The sequence below is a fragment of the Methylocella silvestris BL2 genome, from assembly GCF_000021745.1.
In the GTDB taxonomy this organism is placed as follows: domain Bacteria; phylum Pseudomonadota; class Alphaproteobacteria; order Rhizobiales; family Beijerinckiaceae; genus Methylocapsa; species Methylocapsa silvestris.
The window spans coordinates 3674365-3693357 of sequence record NC_011666.1; the positions used below are offsets into that span (position 1 = coordinate 3674365).

22 protein-coding genes are annotated in these 18993 nt (G+C 62.1%); 9 read left to right on the top strand and 13 right to left on the bottom strand.

Annotation, left to right across the window (positions count from 1 at the left end):
* Nucleotides 1-168: 168 nt before the first annotated feature.
* The 4 genes from MSIL_RS17000 to MSIL_RS17015 all read left to right on the top strand — a co-directional run bounded on the left by MSIL_RS17000 (nt 169) and on the right by MSIL_RS17015 (nt 4072).
* Nucleotides 169-1068, top strand: coding sequence for a LysR family transcriptional regulator (locus MSIL_RS17000; protein WP_012592315.1), 900 nt, complete (start codon nt 169-171; stop codon nt 1066-1068).
* Nucleotides 1069-1361: 293 nt separating this feature from the next.
* A complete protein-coding gene (locus MSIL_RS17005) occupies nt 1362-1598 on the top strand; it encodes a hypothetical protein (protein WP_012592316.1) in 237 nt (78 codons plus the stop codon).
* A gap of 87 nt (nt 1599-1685) precedes the next feature.
* A complete protein-coding gene (locus MSIL_RS17010; protein WP_012592317.1) occupies nt 1686-1925 on the top strand; it encodes a hypothetical protein in 240 nt (79 codons plus the stop codon).
* 80 nt (nt 1926-2005) lie between these two features.
* Nucleotides 2006-4072: an FUSC family protein gene (locus MSIL_RS17015; RefSeq protein WP_012592318.1), complete on the top strand. Its 2067-nt coding sequence runs from the start codon at nt 2006-2008 to the stop codon at nt 4070-4072.
* A gap of 241 nt (nt 4073-4313) precedes the next feature.
* Here the strand turns inward: MSIL_RS17015 and MSIL_RS21755 are convergent, their stop codons facing one another.
* The 3 genes from MSIL_RS21755 to MSIL_RS17030 form a co-directional block, all read right to left on the bottom strand.
* Nucleotides 4314-4478 carry a hypothetical protein gene (locus tag MSIL_RS21755; RefSeq protein ID WP_187148670.1) on the bottom strand — a complete coding sequence of 55 codons (165 nt, stop codon included), beginning with the start codon at nt 4476-4478 and terminating at the stop codon, nt 4314-4316.
* A gap of 265 nt (nt 4479-4743) precedes the next feature.
* A complete protein-coding gene (locus tag MSIL_RS17025) occupies nt 4744-5010 on the bottom strand; it encodes a hypothetical protein (RefSeq protein WP_012592320.1) in 267 nt (88 codons plus the stop codon).
* 351 nt (nt 5011-5361) lie between these two features.
* Nucleotides 5362-5607 (bottom strand): hypothetical protein, encoded by a 246-nt coding sequence (locus MSIL_RS17030; protein WP_012592321.1) that lies wholly within the window; start codon nt 5605-5607, stop codon nt 5362-5364.
* A gap of 213 nt (nt 5608-5820) precedes the next feature.
* On the opposite strand from MSIL_RS17030, the gene MSIL_RS17035 reads away from it, so the two are divergent.
* Nucleotides 5821-6537, top strand: a complete 717-nt coding sequence (locus MSIL_RS17035; protein ID WP_012592323.1) for a helix-turn-helix transcriptional regulator — start codon at nt 5821-5823, stop codon at nt 6535-6537.
* Between the two features lie 574 nt (nt 6538-7111).
* On the opposite strand, the gene MSIL_RS17040 is transcribed toward MSIL_RS17035, so the two are convergent.
* The 3 genes from MSIL_RS17040 to MSIL_RS17050 form a co-directional block, all read right to left on the bottom strand.
* Nucleotides 7112-7900, bottom strand: coding sequence for a bestrophin-like domain (locus tag MSIL_RS17040; protein WP_012592324.1), 789 nt, complete (start codon nt 7898-7900; stop codon nt 7112-7114).
* Between the two features lie 38 nt (nt 7901-7938).
* A complete protein-coding gene (locus MSIL_RS17045) occupies nt 7939-8442 on the bottom strand; it encodes a hypothetical protein (protein WP_012592325.1) in 504 nt (167 codons plus the stop codon).
* Nucleotides 8443-8912: 470 nt separating this feature from the next.
* Complete coding sequence (locus MSIL_RS17050) at nt 8913-9962, bottom strand: hypothetical protein (RefSeq protein ID WP_012592326.1); 1050 nt, start codon at nt 9960-9962, stop codon at nt 8913-8915.
* A gap of 256 nt (nt 9963-10218) precedes the next feature.
* Here MSIL_RS17050 and MSIL_RS17055 point away from each other — a divergent pair, with 256 nt between their 5' ends.
* Together MSIL_RS17055 and mtnA are read left to right on the top strand one after the other, a co-directional pair.
* Nucleotides 10219-10461 carry a hypothetical protein gene (locus tag MSIL_RS17055; RefSeq protein WP_012592327.1) on the top strand — a complete coding sequence of 81 codons (243 nt, stop codon included), beginning with the start codon at nt 10219-10221 and terminating at the stop codon, nt 10459-10461.
* A gap of 70 nt (nt 10462-10531) precedes the next feature.
* Nucleotides 10532-11632: an S-methyl-5-thioribose-1-phosphate isomerase gene (gene mtnA / locus MSIL_RS17060; RefSeq protein WP_012592328.1), complete on the top strand. Its 1101-nt coding sequence runs from the start codon at nt 10532-10534 to the stop codon at nt 11630-11632.
* A gap of 96 nt (nt 11633-11728) precedes the next feature.
* On the opposite strand, the gene MSIL_RS17065 is transcribed toward mtnA, so the two are convergent.
* The gene (locus MSIL_RS17065; protein WP_012592329.1) at nt 11729-12283 is read right to left on the bottom strand and encodes a hypothetical protein; all 555 of its coding nucleotides are present in this window, start codon (nt 12281-12283) and stop codon (nt 11729-11731) included.
* Between the two features lie 62 nt (nt 12284-12345).
* Entirely contained in the window at nt 12346-12939 is a 594-nt protein-coding gene (locus MSIL_RS17070) for a hypothetical protein (protein WP_012592330.1), read from the bottom strand.
* Between the two features lie 243 nt (nt 12940-13182).
* Between MSIL_RS17070 and MSIL_RS17075 the strand changes: the two genes are divergently transcribed.
* A complete protein-coding gene (locus MSIL_RS17075; protein WP_012592331.1) occupies nt 13183-13425 on the top strand; it encodes a hypothetical protein in 243 nt (80 codons plus the stop codon).
* A 48-nt stretch (nt 13426-13473) separates the two neighbouring features.
* Here MSIL_RS17075 and MSIL_RS17080 read toward each other — a convergent pair whose 3' ends face one another.
* Both MSIL_RS17080 and MSIL_RS17085 read right to left on the bottom strand, forming a co-directional pair.
* A complete protein-coding gene (locus tag MSIL_RS17080; RefSeq protein ID WP_012592332.1) occupies nt 13474-13980 on the bottom strand; it encodes a DUF1993 domain-containing protein in 507 nt (168 codons plus the stop codon).
* 84 nt (nt 13981-14064) lie between these two features.
* Nucleotides 14065-14508, bottom strand: coding sequence for a BA14K family protein (locus tag MSIL_RS17085; protein ID WP_012592333.1), 444 nt, complete (start codon nt 14506-14508; stop codon nt 14065-14067).
* A gap of 439 nt (nt 14509-14947) precedes the next feature.
* Here MSIL_RS17085 and MSIL_RS22380 point away from each other — a divergent pair, with 439 nt between their 5' ends.
* Complete coding sequence (locus MSIL_RS22380) at nt 14948-15322, top strand: Arm DNA-binding domain-containing protein (protein ID WP_083772263.1); 375 nt, start codon at nt 14948-14950, stop codon at nt 15320-15322.
* A gap of 213 nt (nt 15323-15535) precedes the next feature.
* On the opposite strand, the gene MSIL_RS17090 is transcribed toward MSIL_RS22380, so the two are convergent.
* From MSIL_RS17090 to MSIL_RS17100, 3 genes are all read right to left on the bottom strand, one after another.
* A complete protein-coding gene (locus tag MSIL_RS17090; RefSeq protein ID WP_012592334.1) occupies nt 15536-16795 on the bottom strand; it encodes an extracellular catalytic domain type 1 short-chain-length polyhydroxyalkanoate depolymerase in 1260 nt (419 codons plus the stop codon).
* Nucleotides 16796-16844: 49 nt separating this feature from the next.
* Nucleotides 16845-17264: a CopG family transcriptional regulator gene (locus tag MSIL_RS17095; protein WP_012592335.1), complete on the bottom strand. Its 420-nt coding sequence runs from the start codon at nt 17262-17264 to the stop codon at nt 16845-16847.
* 990 nt (nt 17265-18254) lie between these two features.
* Nucleotides 18255-18887: a class I SAM-dependent methyltransferase gene (locus tag MSIL_RS17100; RefSeq protein WP_012592337.1), complete on the bottom strand. Its 633-nt coding sequence runs from the start codon at nt 18885-18887 to the stop codon at nt 18255-18257.
* Between the last annotated feature and the right edge of the window lie 106 nt (nt 18888-18993).

Below are 18993 nucleotides of genomic sequence, written 5' to 3' on the forward strand. Positions count from 1 at the left end.
CGCGTCCCGCTCTAGTATGACGCTAATGTGATGCTTATATTACAATCATCGCCAGAGCGCTGATTCACACGCGCCGGCGGGGCAGACTTGGCCCCGTCCCTTCTATTCCGCCTGCGGTCCGTTTTCCGCAGCAAGACGAGAAGTCCATAAAGGATCGATAGTCCCAAAATGCAAAAGCTTGATGACCTCATCACCTTTGTTCGTGTGGTCGAGCGCGGAAGTTTCATCGCGGCGGCGCGCCAGCTCGGCATTCCCCCCGCGACCGCGAGCCGCAAGGTTCAAGATCTTGAAAGCCGCCTCGGCGCGGAGCTCCTGCGCCGCACCACGCGGCGGCTTGTCGTGACCGACGCCGGCCGCGAAGTCTATGAACGCGCCGCGCAGGGGCTCAATCTCATCGATGAGGCGGAGCTCGTCGCCAAGACGCATACCTCAAAGCCTTCGGGCGTGCTGCGGGTGCTGGCGCCCTATGCGATCGGGGGGCTCCTCATCGACCGCATGCTCTCCGACTTTCAAAAGCTTTGTCCCGAGGTCCAGATCCAGCTTACCTTGAACAATGAGCCTCTGGATCTGATTGAGCACGGCTTCGATGTCGCGCTGCGAATCGGAGCCTTGAAGGATTCAGGATATGTCGTACGTCATCTTCTGAATGGCGAACGCCGCATCGTCGCCTCGCCCGCTTATCTCGCAGCGAATGGGCCGATTGAATCGATCGAGGATCTTGAGACGCACGCCTTTCTGGCGGCCAGCATCGATTCGTCTGGCGGGGCGGCCGCCTATAATTTCTCGAACGGCGCCGAGGCGAAACAATTGACGCTCTCGCCGCGCATCGCTTCGAACGAACCATCCGTTGCGCTCAATCATGCGTTAAATGGCGAGGGCTTCGCCATTCTCGCCGAATTCTATGTCCGCCCTCATCTTGAGGATGGCGCGCTGAAAGTCGTTCTGCCGCAATGGCACAGCGCGGAGGATCTTTGCGCCTCGCTCATTTTCCCCCGTCATGCGACGAGCGATCCGAAGATCAGGATGTTTATCGACTTTCTGGGCGGATCGTCGCGCCATCTCGTTTGAGGCTGCTTTTCGCATCTGCGGATGCAAGCGGTATCTCCCGGCAAATGGGCTCGGATTCAGGCGCCTTCGTCGCAAGGGCTCCGGCCCTCGCGCGAAACGCCTGTGGTCGGCATATTGGCTTGATCTGGAGGCAGGCCGAGGCCATGGGCTTGACGCTCGCCCCACGGTTAATTGTTGGCTCCGCCAATATTCTATGATGCAAAGTCAGCTCATTATCGCAAGCCCTTCAATAGACTAAATGTCTCTCATGAAACGAAGAGAGCCGCGGCTCTCGGTTTTAGGGAGATGCGAATATGAAAGCGTTTCGATTGGCGATGGCTGCGTTTGCTGTTGTCTCTTCTGCCTCCATGATTGTGGCGAAGGATGCGGGCGCGCAGTCGCTACAGAAGAAATATTCTGTCCATCATCCTGTTGAGATCGGCCGCTCCGTCGGCTGGCAGAACGAAGCGCTGCGCCAGGTCCCATCAACGGACAGCTACGCCGGCGTCATCATGCGGGATCCGGCCGCACCGGCTAATTTTTCGGACTGATTGCGTTTGAATCCCCGCAACGGCGCCGAAGCCGAAAGCCCGGGATCGAAGAATACGCGCGCCAACCTCGGCTGAGGATGCTGGATCATGAAATCCCTTTACGTGAGCGTGGTCCTGATGGCGCCGCTCGTTTGCCTCGGCGCCGCGATCGCCAAAGTTCCGGCGTCGGGCGGCGCGCGAGTCTGCTTTCTCCCCTTCATGGAGATGCAGCTGCGTGAACTGCCGCCACGGCGAAAGCCTTACGAGCCAAAAAACATCTATGAGGCAAATAATTGGAATGCGGCGGCGAGCGCGCCGCCCGATCGCGCCCGCCGTTGTCAATCCTGAACGAACGCCCCATTACCGATGGCGGCAGAACCGGAAGTCGACGCGCAAAGATAGATCCCGCGCGCGGAAGGCGTTAGGCGATGACTCCCTATACTGTTCGCGACTGGTTGTTCGCGCTCAAGACCTTCGCCGCCGCGGCGGCGGCGCTCTATCTCTGTTTCTGGCTACAGTTGCAGCGTCCCTACTGGGCCGTCGCGACCGTCTATATCTGTTCGCAGCAGCTGTCCGGCGCGACGCGCTCAAAGGCGTTTTATCGCGCCTGCGGGACAGTTCTCGGCGCCGCGATGAGCGTCGCGCTCGTCCCCAATCTCGTCAACGCCCCCGAACTGCTGAGCCTTGCGATCGCGCTGTGGATCGCGTGTTGTCTGTATTTTTCGCTGCTTGACCGAACGCCGCGCGGCTACATGTTTATCCTGGCTGGCTATACCGCTGCGCTGATCGGATTTCCGAGCGTCGACGCGCCGGGCATGATTTTCGACGTCGCTGTGGCGCGGGTTGAGGAAATCCTCGTCGGCATCGCCTGCGCCACCGTCTTTTCCACGGTCTTCTTTCCGCGTCAGGTCGGTCCGCTTGCCGCCGGGCGGCTGAAGGCCTGGTTCACGGACGCCGACCTTTGGGCCTGCGATGCTCTGGAGGCGCGTATCGGCGATGATGTGTTGAGCGCGCGGCGCCTGCGTCTAGCAGCAGACGCAACACAACTCGACGCTCTGTCGATTCATCTCGCTTTCGACGCCTCTATCCAGAGCTATGCGGCGCGGGCCATTCGGCTGTTGCGGCTCCGGCTCTTGATGCTGCTGCCGGTCATCTCCTCGATCGAGGAACGAATGCGCACGATCGCCGGCGGCGGACGTCTGGCTCTCGCGGAGACGCAGGCGCTTGTCGACAGCATTTGCGCGACCTTGCGCGATGACGCCGACATCAGCGCGGAACAGGAAGCGCAGACGGACGATTTGATCGCCGCTTACGAGCGGCGGCTCGATGCGGGCTCCTGCGCGCGGGAGATCGTCGAGGCGGGTCTGCTGCTGCGTCTCAGGGATTTCGTCAACATTAGACGCGACTGCCGGCTCCTTTGTGGACAGATCGAGACAGGGGCGCGGCAATTGAAACGGCCGCTCGCCTTCCAGTCGCCGGCGGGGGTCGTTGACGCGCGTCATCGCGACCGGTTCGGCGCGGCGGTTTCCGCCCTGACGGCCTTCGTCTGCGTCGGCGGGGTCTGCCTTTTCTGGATCGCGACGGCGTGGCCGGACGGCGCGACGGCGGCGATGATCGCTGCGATCGTCTGCTGCATTTTCGCTTCGCAGGCCGATCCCGCGGCGGTGTTGCGCGCCTTTGCCGTCTGGTCCGTCGTCGCGGTTGGCGTAACGATGCTCTATCTCTTCGCCATTCTTCCGCGTATTCAGACTTTCGAGATGCTGGTTATCGCGCTGAGTCCGGCCTTTATCTTGTTCGGCCTGCTCGCAACGCGGCCGAAAACTGCGGAGGCCAGCGTCGCGCTTTCGCTCTGGACTGCGACTCTGCTCGCCTTGCAGGACAATTACAGCGCCGATTTCTCCGCTGTCGCCAACTCGGGCGCCGCACTCCTTGCCGGCATATGGATTTCGACCCTGGCGTTCCAACTCATGCGCGTCACCCGGGCCGACTGGCGCCTGCGCCGGCTGGTCGAGGCGAGTCGCGCGGACCTCGCCTCCGCCGCGACGGGAAGGGGAAAGCGCGACCGCGCGCATTTTGCAGCCATCATGCTCGACCGGCTGGGGCTTGCCGCCTCGCTCCTCGCATCGTCCGGCGCAATGGATGCTACGGCCGTCGCTCTTCTCGCCGAATTGCGGGTGGGCCTCAACATCATCGAATTGCGTTATGCCCGTCATGGCCTTCCCTCCACCGCCGTCATCAAAGTCGACGCCATGCTGATTGAGCTCGGCCGATATTTCCGTGGGCGGAGCGCGCCGCCCGCTCCCCGTTTGCTTGCGCTGATCGATGACGCGCTCCATGCCGTCGCTTCGTCGCCTCCAGGCAAACACAGGCGCGCCGCCCTGCTTGGCGCGGGCGGCGTTCGCTACACGCTGTTTGCGACGGCGCCCGAGCCCGGCGCTATGTCGGTCGCGAGAGTGCTCACGCTTGACATGTTTTTCGCGCGGCGGGTCCAGTGAACAGGCCAAAACGGAAGCCTGCCACGACACCACTTTCACCGGGAATAGCGGGAGCGATGTTCGAGCCCGGCGCCAAAAAGTTACCGACTTTGCGGACCGCCATCAGGCTCGAGACATACAGGCGGCGCCGCGCCCAACATGGTAGGTGGGGCCGGCCCGGAGTGCGGGGGGAATCCAGGCCGGCGCACGCGTCCGCGGACGTCTGCGCCGGCGTTCGGCGATGTGTCTTCGGAATGAAAATTCAGGGGATGTTGGAGGCGGGATTGCGGCCTTCGAGCACGGCTCCGAAGCTGCCGCTGACGCCGCGCGGATTGGCGACGACGCCGTATTGAACCGTCCAATCGGGCGCCTCATGCGCTGCTGAGGCGGCTGGCGCCTGGCTTTCATGCAGAGAGCGCCGACGCATGTGATCTTGATCCGTGTGAGCGGGGCTCACAAGCGCAATGCCAAGAGAAACACCGAGAGAAAGCGCGCAGAATGTGATGATCTTGTGCATTGTCGTCCTAGCGACACCGGAAGTTCCTGTCGCCCACATGAAAAGAAAATGGCGGATCTACCTGTGAAGGAGACTTCGCGCAGATCCGCCAAGGCGACGCTCGCCGGGGGGCCGGGGAGGGGCGAGCGTGACGCCAAAGGCTTGGGGTGTTCGAAACGCCCGCTTGAGCCGGCGATCAATCGGCGACGCCGCCGGGTCCTTCCGGATGAGCCGGGCTGCCGCCCAGGCCCTGGCGTCCGCGGGCCCCGGACTCCTGATAGGAAAGATGATCGGACTCTTCCGGCGTCAGGCTGCGCGCCGGGCTCTGGTAGATCCCATAGTATCTGTTCGCGTCGGCGGGGTATTTGTCCTTCGCCGCGACCGCGCCGGCTGAAGCGGCGAGGAGCGTGGCGGCGATCATGACGCTGTTAACGCGGACGGAATGTTTTGCGAGGCTGCGCACGGGAATGCTCCTATAAGCAATCGAGCCATCATATAAATATATCCGCGGCTCATGAGAGCTATATAGTACAATCAGGCAACTTCGCGTAGCGCTAAACATGGTTTATACTTGTTAGTCTTGCAATTCAGTATTCCGGATTCAATAGCGAGTCGCCCACTTGACGCGCTCCGGGCAAGGGAAGCCTTGGCCGATGAATGAGATCGGGTTGACGGCCGCCCAGTGAGCGTTGGCCCATTGGCTGTGCGCCCTTGACGGGCTCAGCGTTCGGCGTCGGTAAATCGGGTGGGCGTCAGAGCTGTGCGAAAGCATGCGCGCGAACGGCGAACGCCGACGCATTCTGTTCCGCGCCGGTCAGTTGTCGCCAGAGGCTTTGCCTTTGTCGCGATCGCCTGACGGCTTTTCACCGCTCGGCGGGGTCGGCGAGGGCATTCCGTCCTGGCCTGCGGCTGCTCCGCTCTCCTTCGACTGGCCTCCCGGCGTCACGTTGCCGCCAGCGCCGGCGTCATTCCGGCTTTGACCGGTCGGGTTCGTATTGGAAGCCATGGCGAGCGGGGACAGAGCGAGTAAGGCGGCTGAAAATACGATGGCGAGCCTCATTGATTCCTCCCTGGCGAACAGCATTTGTAACGACCCGCGGCTTGAAAAGGTCCACGACCGTCGTAACAAACAGGCGCTGTCGATCCATCGCGGTGATACGGCGGCGAGGGATGCGCGAGGGGGCCGGCCGGGATCAATCCATCGTTGCGTTTATCTTGAGCCAATATAAACTTGCGTTTGTCGTCCGCTCCCTCGTGAATGGGATTTGCTGACGTGAATCATGATCTGATCGAGCAAATTGAGGGCTGTTGGGCCGATGGCGGATTAGAAGAGCTGCTGGAGCTCGTCTGCCGCAGCTATGATCTGTTTTCCGTCATATATATCTGCCCGTCTTTCATCGGATTCAGTCTTTCCGCTCCGTTTATTGTTCAACCGCCTTGCCGAGGTTGGGCCGATCAGCAAAAAATCCAGTCGCTCCTGTCGACGGATCCGATGGTTCGGGCGATGTCGCGCACTGTGCTGCCGATGGACTGGGCCGCTCTTCGGCAAAAGAGCGCGCACGAAACCGGAATTCACTTCCTGCCGGGCGAGGATGGCGCTCTGCGGCAAGGCCTGACGATCCCTGTGCGTGGTCCCTCGAACAGTGTTTGGGGGCTTTTCATCGCTACATCGAACGAAAGCGAAATTTGCTGGGCGTCACGTCGGCATGAGCTGATGATCGACCTGGCTCATATCGCGCATTATGTCCATAAGCGCGCATGCGACATACATGGCGAGGGGCACACGATCGATCTCAGCACGATCACGCGCCGCGAGATCGAGGCGCTCGCGCTTGTGGCGCAAGGCAAAAAGCCTGGCGAGATCGCAATGCTCATGCGAATTTCGAACGACACGGTCAAGGCGCATCTCGATTCGGCCCGCGACAAGCTACAGGCGCTCAATCGCGTACATGCGGCCGCAAAGGCGCTGCGAGCCGGGCTCATTTCATGAAGGGGCAGGGGGCTCGGCTACAGAGCGGCTTGCTGTCGCCTATGCTTGAAAGGCGCTCTTTTCTTTACGAAAGAAGCGAACGGATAGATTTCGATATTTAACATTTACTAGTATTTAGGACTTGTGTAATTTTTTGTTACTGGACATTTAAGCAAAAGGTAAGAGTATTTATTTACTTTAGTATGCGTCAATTTTCTAATTTGGTTCCGGGCAAAGCTTAAATTCCACAACTTATGGTTGTGGCGGCGTCATTGCCGTCACGGGAGAGCATCAGGCGCTCGTTCTGAACGTCTGATGCTCTTATCGCCATTTTCGCTATAACGTTGGCGACGCCAGTTGAGCGGAAACGGCTGCGCGACGCTCGTTAGAGGCCGTTTGGAAATACGTTTTCCTCATCCTCGAAGGATGCGGTCAGGGCGTATTGTTGACGCCCTCGTGTCCTGAGCTTGTCGAAGGACGACACGGCCGTCAAAGTCGGGCTTTCCCGACTTTGACATCAAGGAACCTGATCTCGGCAGCAGCCCTGATCTGGGGGTCTCCTCACCATGAGGGCTTTGGAGAAATAGGGGCTTTGTCAGCGCGGCGCTGCGCTTGTTGCGTTAAGGAGCGCCGAAACCTTGCCGCCCAGATTCACGAAATCATTCGGCGGCTGAGCCAGGGCGCCCTCGAACGGATAATCGAGCAGGCGCGCGACGATCAGGATGCTGGCGATTCCGGCTGAGAAACAGGCGGCGACCGCGACGGCCGTCGATGCATATTGAAGAGCCGAAAACGATACGGATAACGCCAGCACGAGCGCCAACCCAATCAGCACGCACCACAGCGCGATCGGAACGCCGCTTCCGCCTTCATAGATCCGGATCCCACGCTGCGTATGGGCCTGGGTCAGAAGTGAAAGGATCGCATTCTTTGTGTCGTGTTGATCGGGATCCGTCGTCCGGACATTGAGCGCCGCCTTGATCAGCATCTGCAGTTTCTGATCGGAGCCGGTATCTTCCCCGCGCGTTTTTGCAACTACCGGATATTCGTCGGAGACAACAGTTTGCAGGTAGCTTTGCTCGGCGGACAAAATTGCGGCAGCGTCCGCGGCGGGCAGCGTGGCCGCCAGAAGCGCGGCGCCATGCAGCGCGCCGGCTTCCAGATTGGCGGCCTGCGCGGCGTCGTTATATTCGTTCCAGGTCCCGCTAAACACAAAGGCGAGAAGGACGGCGAACACAACGCCAAGCTGCAGAAAGACCACCGAGCCGACTTCATGGTGCTGCCGCCGAACGTCAAAGTCGATCCATCGCTGGATGATGGCCGTCACGACGGCCGCCAACAGGGCTGCGGCCAAGACAATCGAAATGGCAACGGCGTAACTCATCGGGCCAATCTTTCTGCGGCGTTGCGCGAAACCCGGGATCAGGTCAGCTCTAGGCCGATAACAAGACCGGTCAACGCGACTGCGGACAGGACGATGGCGTAAAAAGCTGCGACCGCCAAGCGCCACGCCCGACCGCGTCTGCGCCCTCCGATGATCGGCGCTCCCTTCAGATTTGGGTGGATCACCTCAAAGGAATAAGAGAGGCCTTTGGCTTCGGCCTTGACGCCGGTTGCGGCCTGTCCGGCGCTGACGCCGGCAAGCCAGCCATCCGCTTGCGGCGTCTCCAGCCGCTGGCGCGTTCCCGCCATCACGGCGTCCGCTTCTTCGACCGATCGAAACGCGAAGACCACCGGCGTCGCCACGCCCACGGATGGCCCGCCGGCGGGAGACGGGGCTCGGCTGATCATGACGGCGCCATCGGAACGCATCATGACGAAGATGTTTGCGGCGGCGCGGTGAGCGCGCGCGCTCGAGCCGAAAAGGCGCGCGCGGGATCTGGAGCCGAAATTGCCGGGGGCGGAGCGCCGGCATTGCGTGGTCATTGGCGCTCGGCGCTCCTTCATGGCGGACGTTCCGAGCGGCCCGCGGCTCAAGCCGAAGGCTGACGGATTTTTCAATCCCTCACTCGTAACAACGCCAGCATCAAGGAAAAGTGTCATAAAGCACCCGAGGAAATGGGCGCTCTTGCCGGCGAGCGTGCGGTATATGCTCGCCATCACGTCGGCATCATGCGTTTTTCAACGGATGCGCGAAGCCGGAATTTTTTGCTTGTAGCGTGTGTCCCATCGAACAGCCAGCCGCGCACGGCGATGCGCCGTCGCGCCCGCCTGCGCAGTTCTGCCAGACGATCCCTGTTGGGAAACGGCGGCCCTCGATCTCGTCTGACGCGACTCGCGTCCGTTCGACGTTGCTGCCAGGGCCTCAGATCGGGAGGAGATCGCGGCGGCGCCGTCGTTCACAGCGCGCCGACCGTAATGGGAGAGCGCTATGAACGCCGCACGCGACGCCTTGCTCAGGGGACCAGGATGCTATGGTCGTAATCGACGAGGCCGCGGCTCGTTACGACGATCCAGCCGCCGCCGCGCCGCTCGATCGATTTGACGGTGCCCGCGCCCGGAATCTGATCGCCGATGGCGACTTCCATCGAGCCGCGCGCATTCTCGATCAGCGCGACGCCGTCATAGACCTCCCGGACGACCCAACTCGTGATCAACTGCAGTCGCGCGCCGGCGTCGGCGGCTGGCTGGCTTTTCGGCGGCGCGTTCTTCTGCTCCTGCGTCGCCGCCTTGACGATCGGCGCGATCGATCCCGTCGGCAGGGCCGTCTGTTTTTCGATCCGGTTCAGACGATCGGCGACCTGCTTCAACCCCGGATCGCGCTGAAGCTTGTCGACCTTTGTGGAAAGTTCGGCGAGCGCGGCAGACGTATCCGTCTTGATCGAATCGACTTTCGCCTTCAGGGCGTCGACGCTTTTCTCCACGCCGCGCTGATCCTTGCCAGACTGGGCTTGCGCGACGGAGACGCGCAACGCCTCAACATTGGCTTTGAGGGCGCCGATCTCTGTAACCATGGCCTGCGTCTTGCGCAGCAATTCGGCGCGGTCCGCGCTCTCGCGCAAGGCGATGTCCGAGGCCGCCCTTTCGGACCCCGTCCCCGGATTGCCGCCGAAGAAATAAGTTCCGGCGGCGAAGGCAAAGCCAAGCACCGCAAGCACGAAGGCCGCGCTGGAGCCGTAATTGATGAAGGCGGCGAGCTTGCCGGCCGGCGGTTCGGGCGGCGGCTCTTGCTCCCGCGTGGCGAAAAACGGCGCGAGGTCGGATAGCCCGGCGTCCACCGGGCGAAGGCCGCCGCCATGCTCCCCGCCGGGCGTAGAATGTTCGGCGTCCTCCCCGGCGTCGTCCGCCCGGATCTCCCCCTCGGCGTCGCCATCGCCATCATGCGGGGCGCCGCCGTCAGCTGGAACGATATTTCTGGAGCTTGCGTCAGACGCGCCGGGCTCAAAGCCATGGGGGCGTTCCTCGGGGCCATCGCCCGGCGGCGGAACGTCTGGTTCGTGGTCCATAGGTTTCGTCCTTAAAGGCTCGTCAATTCCCGATTGACGATTGAACCTCTACTCTTAAATCTGCGTTAAGAATTAGGCGAAGGGGATCGCTTTTGCGTGATAAGGCGGCGCTTATGGCGTTCCTTTCCCCTCCCGATAGGTTGCTTTCTGCGAGAGAGTAGGGCCATCCTCAACTTGATTTGAAGCGAATGATCCAGATCAACCACGGCTTGCGCAACTCTGCGATCGTCCGGGTTGATCAACAAGGACGACGAGGATGAAAGCGATTGTTCTTACGACCCTCCTGGCTGCGCTCGTCGGAGGCGCGGCGCTGGCCCAGACCGCTCCGGAGCTGTCGCAACCGAAGCCAGGACAACTGCTTGATAGGGACTATCTGACCTCGACCGGCGAAGTGGTGCCGCGTCCGGGCGTGCCCCAGGCTTCGGGCCCGACCAAGCTCGACCGCTCCATCCAGCACCGCGACGACAAGATCGACAAGAGCATCTGCAGCAATTGCTGAGCACGGCCTCGCGTCCGGCTTCCGGCTCTTTTGATCGAGGAACTTCCCTTCATTTCGGCAAGGCACAGGCATGCGCGTCGAGGGCAAGCCATACACGACCATTTGGACTGGCGAGGACGGCGCAAGCATCAAGATCATCGATCAGACGCGGCTGCCGCACCGGTTCGAGATCATCGCGATTTCGGACGTCGAGGCGGCCGCGCGCGCCATCGCGGAGATGTGGGTGCGCGGCGCGCCGCTGATCGGCGTCACCGCCGCCTATGGCCTCGCTTTGGCCATGCGGGCGGATCCGTCGGACGCCAATCTCGAGCGCGCCTCTGCCCATCTCAAGGCGACGCGTCCGACCGCCGTTAATCTGCAATGGGCCGTCGATCGCGTGCGGCGGCTGATCGAATCGGCGCCGCCGCCGCAGCGCTTCGCGGCGGCCTTCGCCGAGGCGGGCGTCATCGCGCGCGACGATATCGCCCTATGCGAGGCGATCGGCATGCATGGGCTTTCCCTTATCAAGACCATCGCCGCCGGCAAGCCTCCCGGCGCGCCGGTCAATGTGCTGACGCATTGCAACGCGGGCTGGCTCGCCACCGTGGATTGGGGCACGGCGACGGCGCCGGTCTACAAGGCCCATGACGCAGGGCTGGCCGTCCATGTCTATGTCGATGAAACGCGTCCCCGCAATCAGGGCGCCGCGCTCACCGCTTTTGAGCTCGGCCAGCACGGCGTCCCCCATACGGTGATCGTCGACAATGCCGGCGGCCATCTGATGCAGCATGGTGGGATCGACATGGTGATTGTCGGAACCGACCGCACGACCGCCTCCGGCGACGTTTGCAACAAGATCGGCACCTATCTGAAGGCGCTCGCCGCCAGGGACAACAACATCCCCTTTTATGTCGCCGCGCCGTCTCCCTCGATCGATTTTTCGATCGCCGACGGCGTTCGCGAGGTCCCGATCGAGATCCGGTCCGAAGCCGAGGTGACGCATATTTCCGGATTGTCAGCGGACGGCGAAATCACGCGCGTGCGTCTGACGCCTGAGGGCAGCCGCGCCCTTAATCCGGCCTTTGACGTCACGCCGGCGCGGCTGGTGACGGGGCTGATCACCGAACGCGGGGTGATCAAGGCCAATGCATCGGCTCTCGCCGCCGCCTTTCGCGAGCGCGTCGCCGGCTAGAGTATTTTCCGCAAAGACTGCGACCTTTTGCGATGAGAAAATGCATGATTTCAAAGAGATCGGGAATCCTCACGAATCCATAATTCGCGAAAATGCTTAGATCGCGTCGACTCGCTTCTCCCGCCGCCACCAGAGGAATGCGAAGCCAATTCCAGCGAGCGCGATGACGACCAGCGCGATGAACAGCGCCGACTGATCGAGCCAGGCGATCGCCGGGACGCAAAGCGCCATGACGACGCCATTGGCGCACATCCGCCACGAGCCGATATGCACGCCGGCGATAAAGGCGCCAAGCGCCAGCAGAAGCAGGATGGTGAGGCTTGTCGTATCTGTGTCGGCGATTGCCTGAACGCTCGGCAGCAGCACGAGATTCATGGCGACGAGGAAAGCGCCCCAATGCAGCGCCTGCGTCCAGATCAGCCGCCAGCGGCCGGCGCCCTCGCCGGCCGAGGACCAGCCCGCGGCGATGCAGACTACGGCGATGACCAGCGCCATGAACTCCCAATAGCCGACCAGCGGCTGGCGCGACATGCTGATATAGGCCACGCCGCCAAGCGTCAGCGCGAGAATCAGCAGATAGGGCAGTTCGCGCAGCCAGAATTCCTTGAGGCTCGACGGCTCCGAAGGGTATGCATCGTCAAACTCAGTCATCTCGCTCGCTCATTTTAGCCGCTGTCCATGAGGTTGCGTCCATGGCGCCGGTGGAAGCCCGATCAGTCGGCGCTGGACTGTTTCGGCGCGGCGGGCGCCTCGCGTTGCGCGCCGCGGTGCCAGGAGTAAACGACGCCGAGGCCGAGCAGGGCGACGATCAGCCCAAGGACCACGGCGATCGCCGATTGCTGGAGCCAGGCGATGCCGGGCACGGCGAGAGCCATGACGACGCCGATAAAGCAGATCTGCCAGGATAGAATGTTGATGCCGGCGGTGACCGTCCCGAGCCCAAGCAGCAAAAGCACGGTGAGGCCCGTGGCTTCCGGATTGAGCAGCCTTTGCACGCCGGGCAGCAAGGCGAGATTCATGGCGATGAGAAAGGACAGCCAATGCAGTCCTTGCGTGATCACCAGCCGCAGGCGCGCCTTGCGTCCTGGCGTCTCGGCCCAGCCCGTCGCGATCACGGCGACGCAGACGACCAGCGCCATAAATTCCCAATAGCCGACGAGATTGCGCCGCGACACGCTCGTATAGGCGACGCCAAGAAGCATGAGTCCCAGCACGACCACATAGGGCAGCTCGCGCATCCAAAAACTGTCTTTGGGGGAGGGCACGACCCGCTCGACGACGGGTCCGCTCGCGTCCAGTTCGCTCATGATCGATCCCCAGCCAATCAGCGGCCAATCGGAGCCGCGCGCTCCGATTCGGTCAGATCCCCCGACGCCGCATTGATATAGCGAAACAGGATGAAAGCCTAGCCGAGGCGATCGTCGCGGCCAGGGGAACCTCGCTCGGAAGGGAGAGTTGACGCCTCCATGCTGGTTTGCGCGCCCGCGTCGCCTCGGCGAGGGGCGTCCGGCGCCAAGCATCGGATATCAGAGGCGTGAAAGGAGCTTCGCATGTTTAAAATCGCTCTCGTCGCTTTCCTGCCGACGGCGGCCGTCCTGTTTGGATTGATGTCGATCGGCCTCGCCCTTTCGCCAACGCTCTTGCACCATTTCGACCTGGCGTTCGGCTCTTATATGGCCGTTGCGGCGGCAAGCTTCGTTCTGGCTCTGCCGATTGCATGGCTGGTGGCGCGCCGCATGATCGTGCGACGGGACAAGCAGGTTCTCGACGCCCGCGAGGGGAAGATGGTTTGAGTCATGGGCAGCTGGGACCCGCGGGATGCTCCCTCGGCGGGATGGCGCTCAGCGCAGGCCGAGATAATCCATCTTGCCGAGGTCGACGCCATTGTGGCGCAAGATCAAATAGGCGGCCGTCACGTGGAAGAAGAAATTCGGCAAGGCGAAATTCAGGAGAAAGTCCTGGCCGGTAAAGGTCATTTCGCCGTCGCGCAATTTTAGCGTCACGATGCGCTCTTCGCCGCCATCGATCTGCGCCTCTGAGAGGGATTTGAGAAAAGCGGCGGATTTGGCTAGCCGCTCCTGCAATTCGCCAAAGGTCGTTTCAACATCCGGATTGCTGGGAAAGTCGACGCCAGCCAGCCGCGCGGCCCCGCGCACACACGTATCGGCGGCAAGCTGCACCTGGCTTGAGAAGGGCAGCATGTCTGGCGCGAGCCGGTCTGTAATCAGGACGGAGGGATGGATCTTTCGCGCCGCGGCGTAAGCCTCCGCCTTCTCCATAATTTTCGCCAGATTGCCGAGCGTGCGGGCGAAGACAGGGACGGAGGCTTGATACATCGAAAGGGTCATGGCTCGGCTCTGGTTTGGGAGGATCGGCCCTAACCTCCCAGCGTCGAGCCGCCGCGTCGCGGCTCAAAGCGGAAAGTTTGCGCCCTATTGGCAGACGTAACGATTGCCGTCATAGGCGAGATAGGTACCGCTCCCCGGATCGAAGGATTGGTATTTTCGCGCGCAGTAAGCGACCCAGTTCGGGTCTGCGCCGGGAGGGGGCGGCGGCGCCGCGTTGGCAGCCGATCCGGCGATGATCGCGCCCGTCGCCAACCCCAAAATGCCGCCGGCGATGGCGGCTCCGGCGACATTGCCGCCATTGTTGTAATAACCGCCGCCGTAATAGCGGCCGCCCCTGTAATAGCCGCCGCGATAGCCGCCGCGACCATAGCGCTGATATTGCGTCTGTTGGATCAGCGGCTGTTCCATCGACGCAATCGCATCGTTCATGCCGCCGGCGATCGGTCCGAGAGCGGCCGCTGGCGTCGCGGAGGTCGCCGCCGCGGCGGCTGCGAAGGCGGCGAGTTGCATGCAGGGGAATGACCGCATCAAGATCCTCTTGGGTGATGAGTGGAGGGCCTGCCTGGCGACATCAGGCGAACGTCGCCGCTGCGCCGGCCTCGGGGTCGCGAACGCCAAAAGTCGTGGAACCGCAGGGTCTGGTGGTACCGCCACCCCGGCTCGAACGGGAGACCTCTAGATCCACAATCTAGACGCCAAAGAACGCACCGTGTACGACGTTCTGCGCCAGGTCGCGATAACCCCTTGATTCGACTGCATTCATAGTGCGATATCCTTGGCTGGGCTTGTGCGGGTTTCGCTCTGTTCTGGTGAGTTATTGGTGAGTCAAATTCAAGGCTGGTTCACTCCTCGTCGCCCATCGCCGGGCAAAACGCAACCAACTTAGCGGCGCGGGGCTGGAGCAGCTTTGCAGATTTTCAGATCCGTAATCGCGCAATTTCGAATCAGTCGGAGAGGAGTTGTTTGAGTGCCGAAGATTACCAAACGCGTCATCGACGAATTGACGATCACCGGCAAGCGCCAAATTACTTGGGACGCGGAGCTTAAAGGATTTGGCATAGCGATATCGTCTGGTGGAGCTCGCTCGTGTATCGTACGCTATCGAAATTGCATGGGGCGCTCAAGAGAATTAACACTTGGCCGCTTTGGCGTTCTAACGGTCGAGCAAGCTTGCAAAGCGGCCCTGGATGTCCTAGCCAGGGTCGCGAAGGGGGAGGATCCCCTCGCCGCGCGGAGAGAAACGCGCGCGGCCCCGACCATGAACGATCTTTTCAACCGCTATGTTTCCGAAACGCGCTTCACAACGCTGCGAGCACGCGCGCGACCGTTATGCAGGTATTGAAAAATCATCTTCGTCCAAGGGTCGGAACCGTTAAGGTGAACGCCCTGACTCGCGCAGATGTCGCGCGCGTTCACGTTGGGATGAAGGATACGCCTCGACACGCGAATTCTACTCTGTCGGTCTTATCCAAGGCGCTCTCGCTCGCCGAACTCGGGGGCTATAGACCAGAGCACAGCAATCCGGTGCGCGGCGTCACACGTTAGCCCGCTGAGACTAGTGTCGGGTCGTGGCCTTCGTGCTCACCTGCGCCAGGAAGAAGCGCAGCATTTCCCGACTGGCGTCAGGACCGCGCGGATCCGTGTAAGAACCGCTCGCGCTACCGCCGGACCACGCATGGCCTGCGCCGTGCAGGACCCACTGCTCGAGGACCTCCTGTCCGGCATCGTTGGAATGCACCGTGCGGGTATAGGCCATTCCGCCCTGCGCCTCGCCGCGAGTTACTGCTGTGGCCAAGGTTGTTTGCGGCCTCGCCTGGGCAATGACCTGATCCCCATTGACCAGGTTGACCGTTCGATCACTGTCGCCGTGAAATACGATGGTTGGCGCCGCGGGCCCGTCACCCCGCGCGCGGGTCACGCCGCCTCCGTTCATAGCGGCGAAAGCCGATGGCATGTCCTTGGCGGCGCCGCAGGCTAGTCCCGAATGCACGCCGACCGCGGCAAACAGGTCGGGATAGGTCGCTCCCATGATGGCGGCGGCGGCGCCCCCGGCCGAGAGACCCGCCACGTAGACCCGGGTCGGGTCGGCCGAAAATTCGTCGACGACCGCCAGCGCGATGCCCGCGATCAGCGAGGGCTCACCGCCCTCGCGGCGCTGATCTTCGGCCTTGAACCAGTTCCAGCACTTCTGCATGTTTGCCGACTGCGGTTGACGCGGATAGACGACCAGGAAGGTCTCTTTCTCGGCCAGATCATTCATCCGCGTGCCGGCCGCAAAATCGTCCGGATTTTGGGTGCAGCCATGCAACATCATCACGACCGGGAGAGCCTGGCCGGCATAGCCGCTCGGGATGAACACCTTGTAGGTCCGGCTGCCCGCGCTGTTGGAGTAGGTCCGCTCCTCGAAGCGAGCGCCATCGGCCATCGGCAGGGGCGCCTGCCCTCCGGTTGCGAGACCTTCGCCAAGGCTGGAGAAGGAAGCCTGCCCGGCGACACGGCTGCGAAACGCCTGCATCGTCGCGGAGACGTCGGGGAAGCCGGAGGCCTTGCCGAGCGGTGCGGATGCGCCAGCGATCGGCCCGGCGGCATAACCCGGCGCTGTCCAGGCCCCGCCTGGAGACGAGGGAGCCGCCATGTCGATTGTCGGCCATGAACGCTTGGCGCGCCATGCCTGCCCTTGCGCCGTCCGATGTGGCTCGTCGTTCGTTGTGCCGGGCAGTTTGGAGCCCTGCAGGAGCCCCATGGCCTCGGTGAGCTTACCGGCCTTGGTGAGACGGGTCACCTCGCCCAGATCGATCTTGCTGAATGCGTTCATGGTTGTGATCTTTCGTTGACGGGGGAAGCCCCTGCTTTGCGGTGGGAGATCAAACGGTTCGGTCGGAGAGCGCGGCCTTGACCGCAGGGCTGGCCTGGAAAGCGCCAAGCACTTCAACCGAGGCGATGGATGCCCGGGCGAGTTCGGGCGTAACGTCGTCGTCGATGAGGGCCAGTCCGAGAACCTGGATGTGCAGTGGCGCTCCAGCGTCGCGCGCCGCCTCAAGGTCTCGCCTGGTGAAGTGCGACAAGCCGAGACTAAGCTGCTTGCGGGCCACGGAATGGCGGACCGCTTCATCCTGCCGTTCGAGCAGGCTCCGCACCGCGGCGCGGATGAAGTCGGCGCGGTTTGCGTAGAAGCCGTCGCGCACCATTAGGTCGACGCGACCGAGATCTATGAAGCCCAGGTTGACGGTGACTTTTTCGCTGTCGGGCACTTTTTGCCGAAGCTCCTGAATTTTGTTCGCCATCCCACTGACTCCTCCACGCCATCCAGTTGGATGGTCTACAGATGGCGCACGGTGCTCGGAATACAAGGGGCTGCTGGACCGGCGAGAAACGGCAGTACTTGCCTATCCTTGTTCCGCTGGCGGCGCTCTCGGCATGATCCTGGTCCAGGTTTCCGCAATCGTCCTGCACACGATACGCAAAGAGACGGCGAAAGCGGTGTGGCCGAATCTGATTCTGGTCGCGGCCCCCGCCTTCGTTGTCCGGGAACGTTGGTGAGTGTTTCGAAGATGCTCGAACATCTCGACGCGATCAAGGGATTCCCGGTCAAAGATTTCGACGGGCTCTAAGACATCTCGGTGACCTCGACCGAGGCGACCAACGAGAACTGTTTTCCGATTGAGCGATCATTTCGACATCCGTGCGGTGGTTTGGACGGTCGACATGCAGAGGTCTTAACCGGCACCACAATCACACTCAGCGCAACGAGGCCGCGACGTTCCGAACGCGAGAGCGCCACACCACCGGCGGGGCTATCCGGCCGCTCTTTTAGCATCTCCCGAAGCGATCGAAAATGGCATGGGCCCAGGGAGGCGTCGGTCGTAGCGCGGCGCGCTGTGGAGTCGTTGCGGGGGCCCTGCAACACCCGATTCTTGCGATTGGTCGAGCGGGCATTCCTAAGCTCGCAGCATAGCATTCCTGAGAACGTCGGTTGTATCGCGTGGACGGCTGCCGACGCGGCAATGCCAATATCGCCTTCGTCTTCTGGGCCCTCACCCGCCGTTCGACGCCAGCGGCATCCAACTGTGTCTCAGAGGTCCCATCTCAAGAGCTGACTGTGGGCACCGGCAAGATGACGTCACTGACGCGCGGAATGTCCCTTGAGGCAGATCGAAGGTCGTCTGCGCTTTTAAATGCTTTAAGGGTTGGGCGGCAAGCAGGGTTGTCTCGATGTCTTCGATGCTTGTTTGCACCCATTGCAGAGGTTGACGTGAAGTCGGCGCCGGGACCTGTCAGGGCTTCAAGAAGCGGTAGGCGAAGCGATCGGTCTCGCCCTTGATCGAGGAGTCGAACACCTTCATCAAGTGCGGGTCGTCCTTGTTCACGAGCATGGCGCCTACCGCGTCCAGCACGAAGCCGGCCGCCTCCACCTCCTTGCGCACGGATGCAGGGTCGATCCGATGCAGCGATTGGGCAGCACTCGTGCCAGTCCCGATGTCGGCGGTGTGGTCTACGATGACGTAGAACCCACCGGGCTTTAGCCGCTCGTAGACGGCTCGATTGAAGTCGGCCGCCGTCGCGCCTTTGGCCTGGATCAACGCGGTGTGGAGATCATGGTAGAACAGATGCAACCACAGGACATCCGCTGGTTGCGTGACCTCCGGCATCGCCACGAGATCGGCCGAGACGGCTTCGACATTCTCTCGGCCCGGCTCGCTCGCGAGCGTTCGCATGAGGCCGAGCGGATCGTTTTTGAAGTGGGCGACTTCGGCCGGCACGAAGCTGTAGACCCGTCCTTCGGGGCCCACGGCGTCGGAGAAGAGGCGCGTCCAGTCGCCGGCGCCTGGGTAAACGTCGATCACGGTGGAGCCCGCAACGACGCGTGCGAACCGGATCAACTCGGATTGTTTGGATTGGTTGTACACGGGGATCTCCTTTACGGTTGAGCATTCGACGGGCGCGCGGCGTGCGAGGCGGCGATCTACGGCTCATTCACCTTCGACGCCGAACCGAGAACCGCAGTTGGCCGGC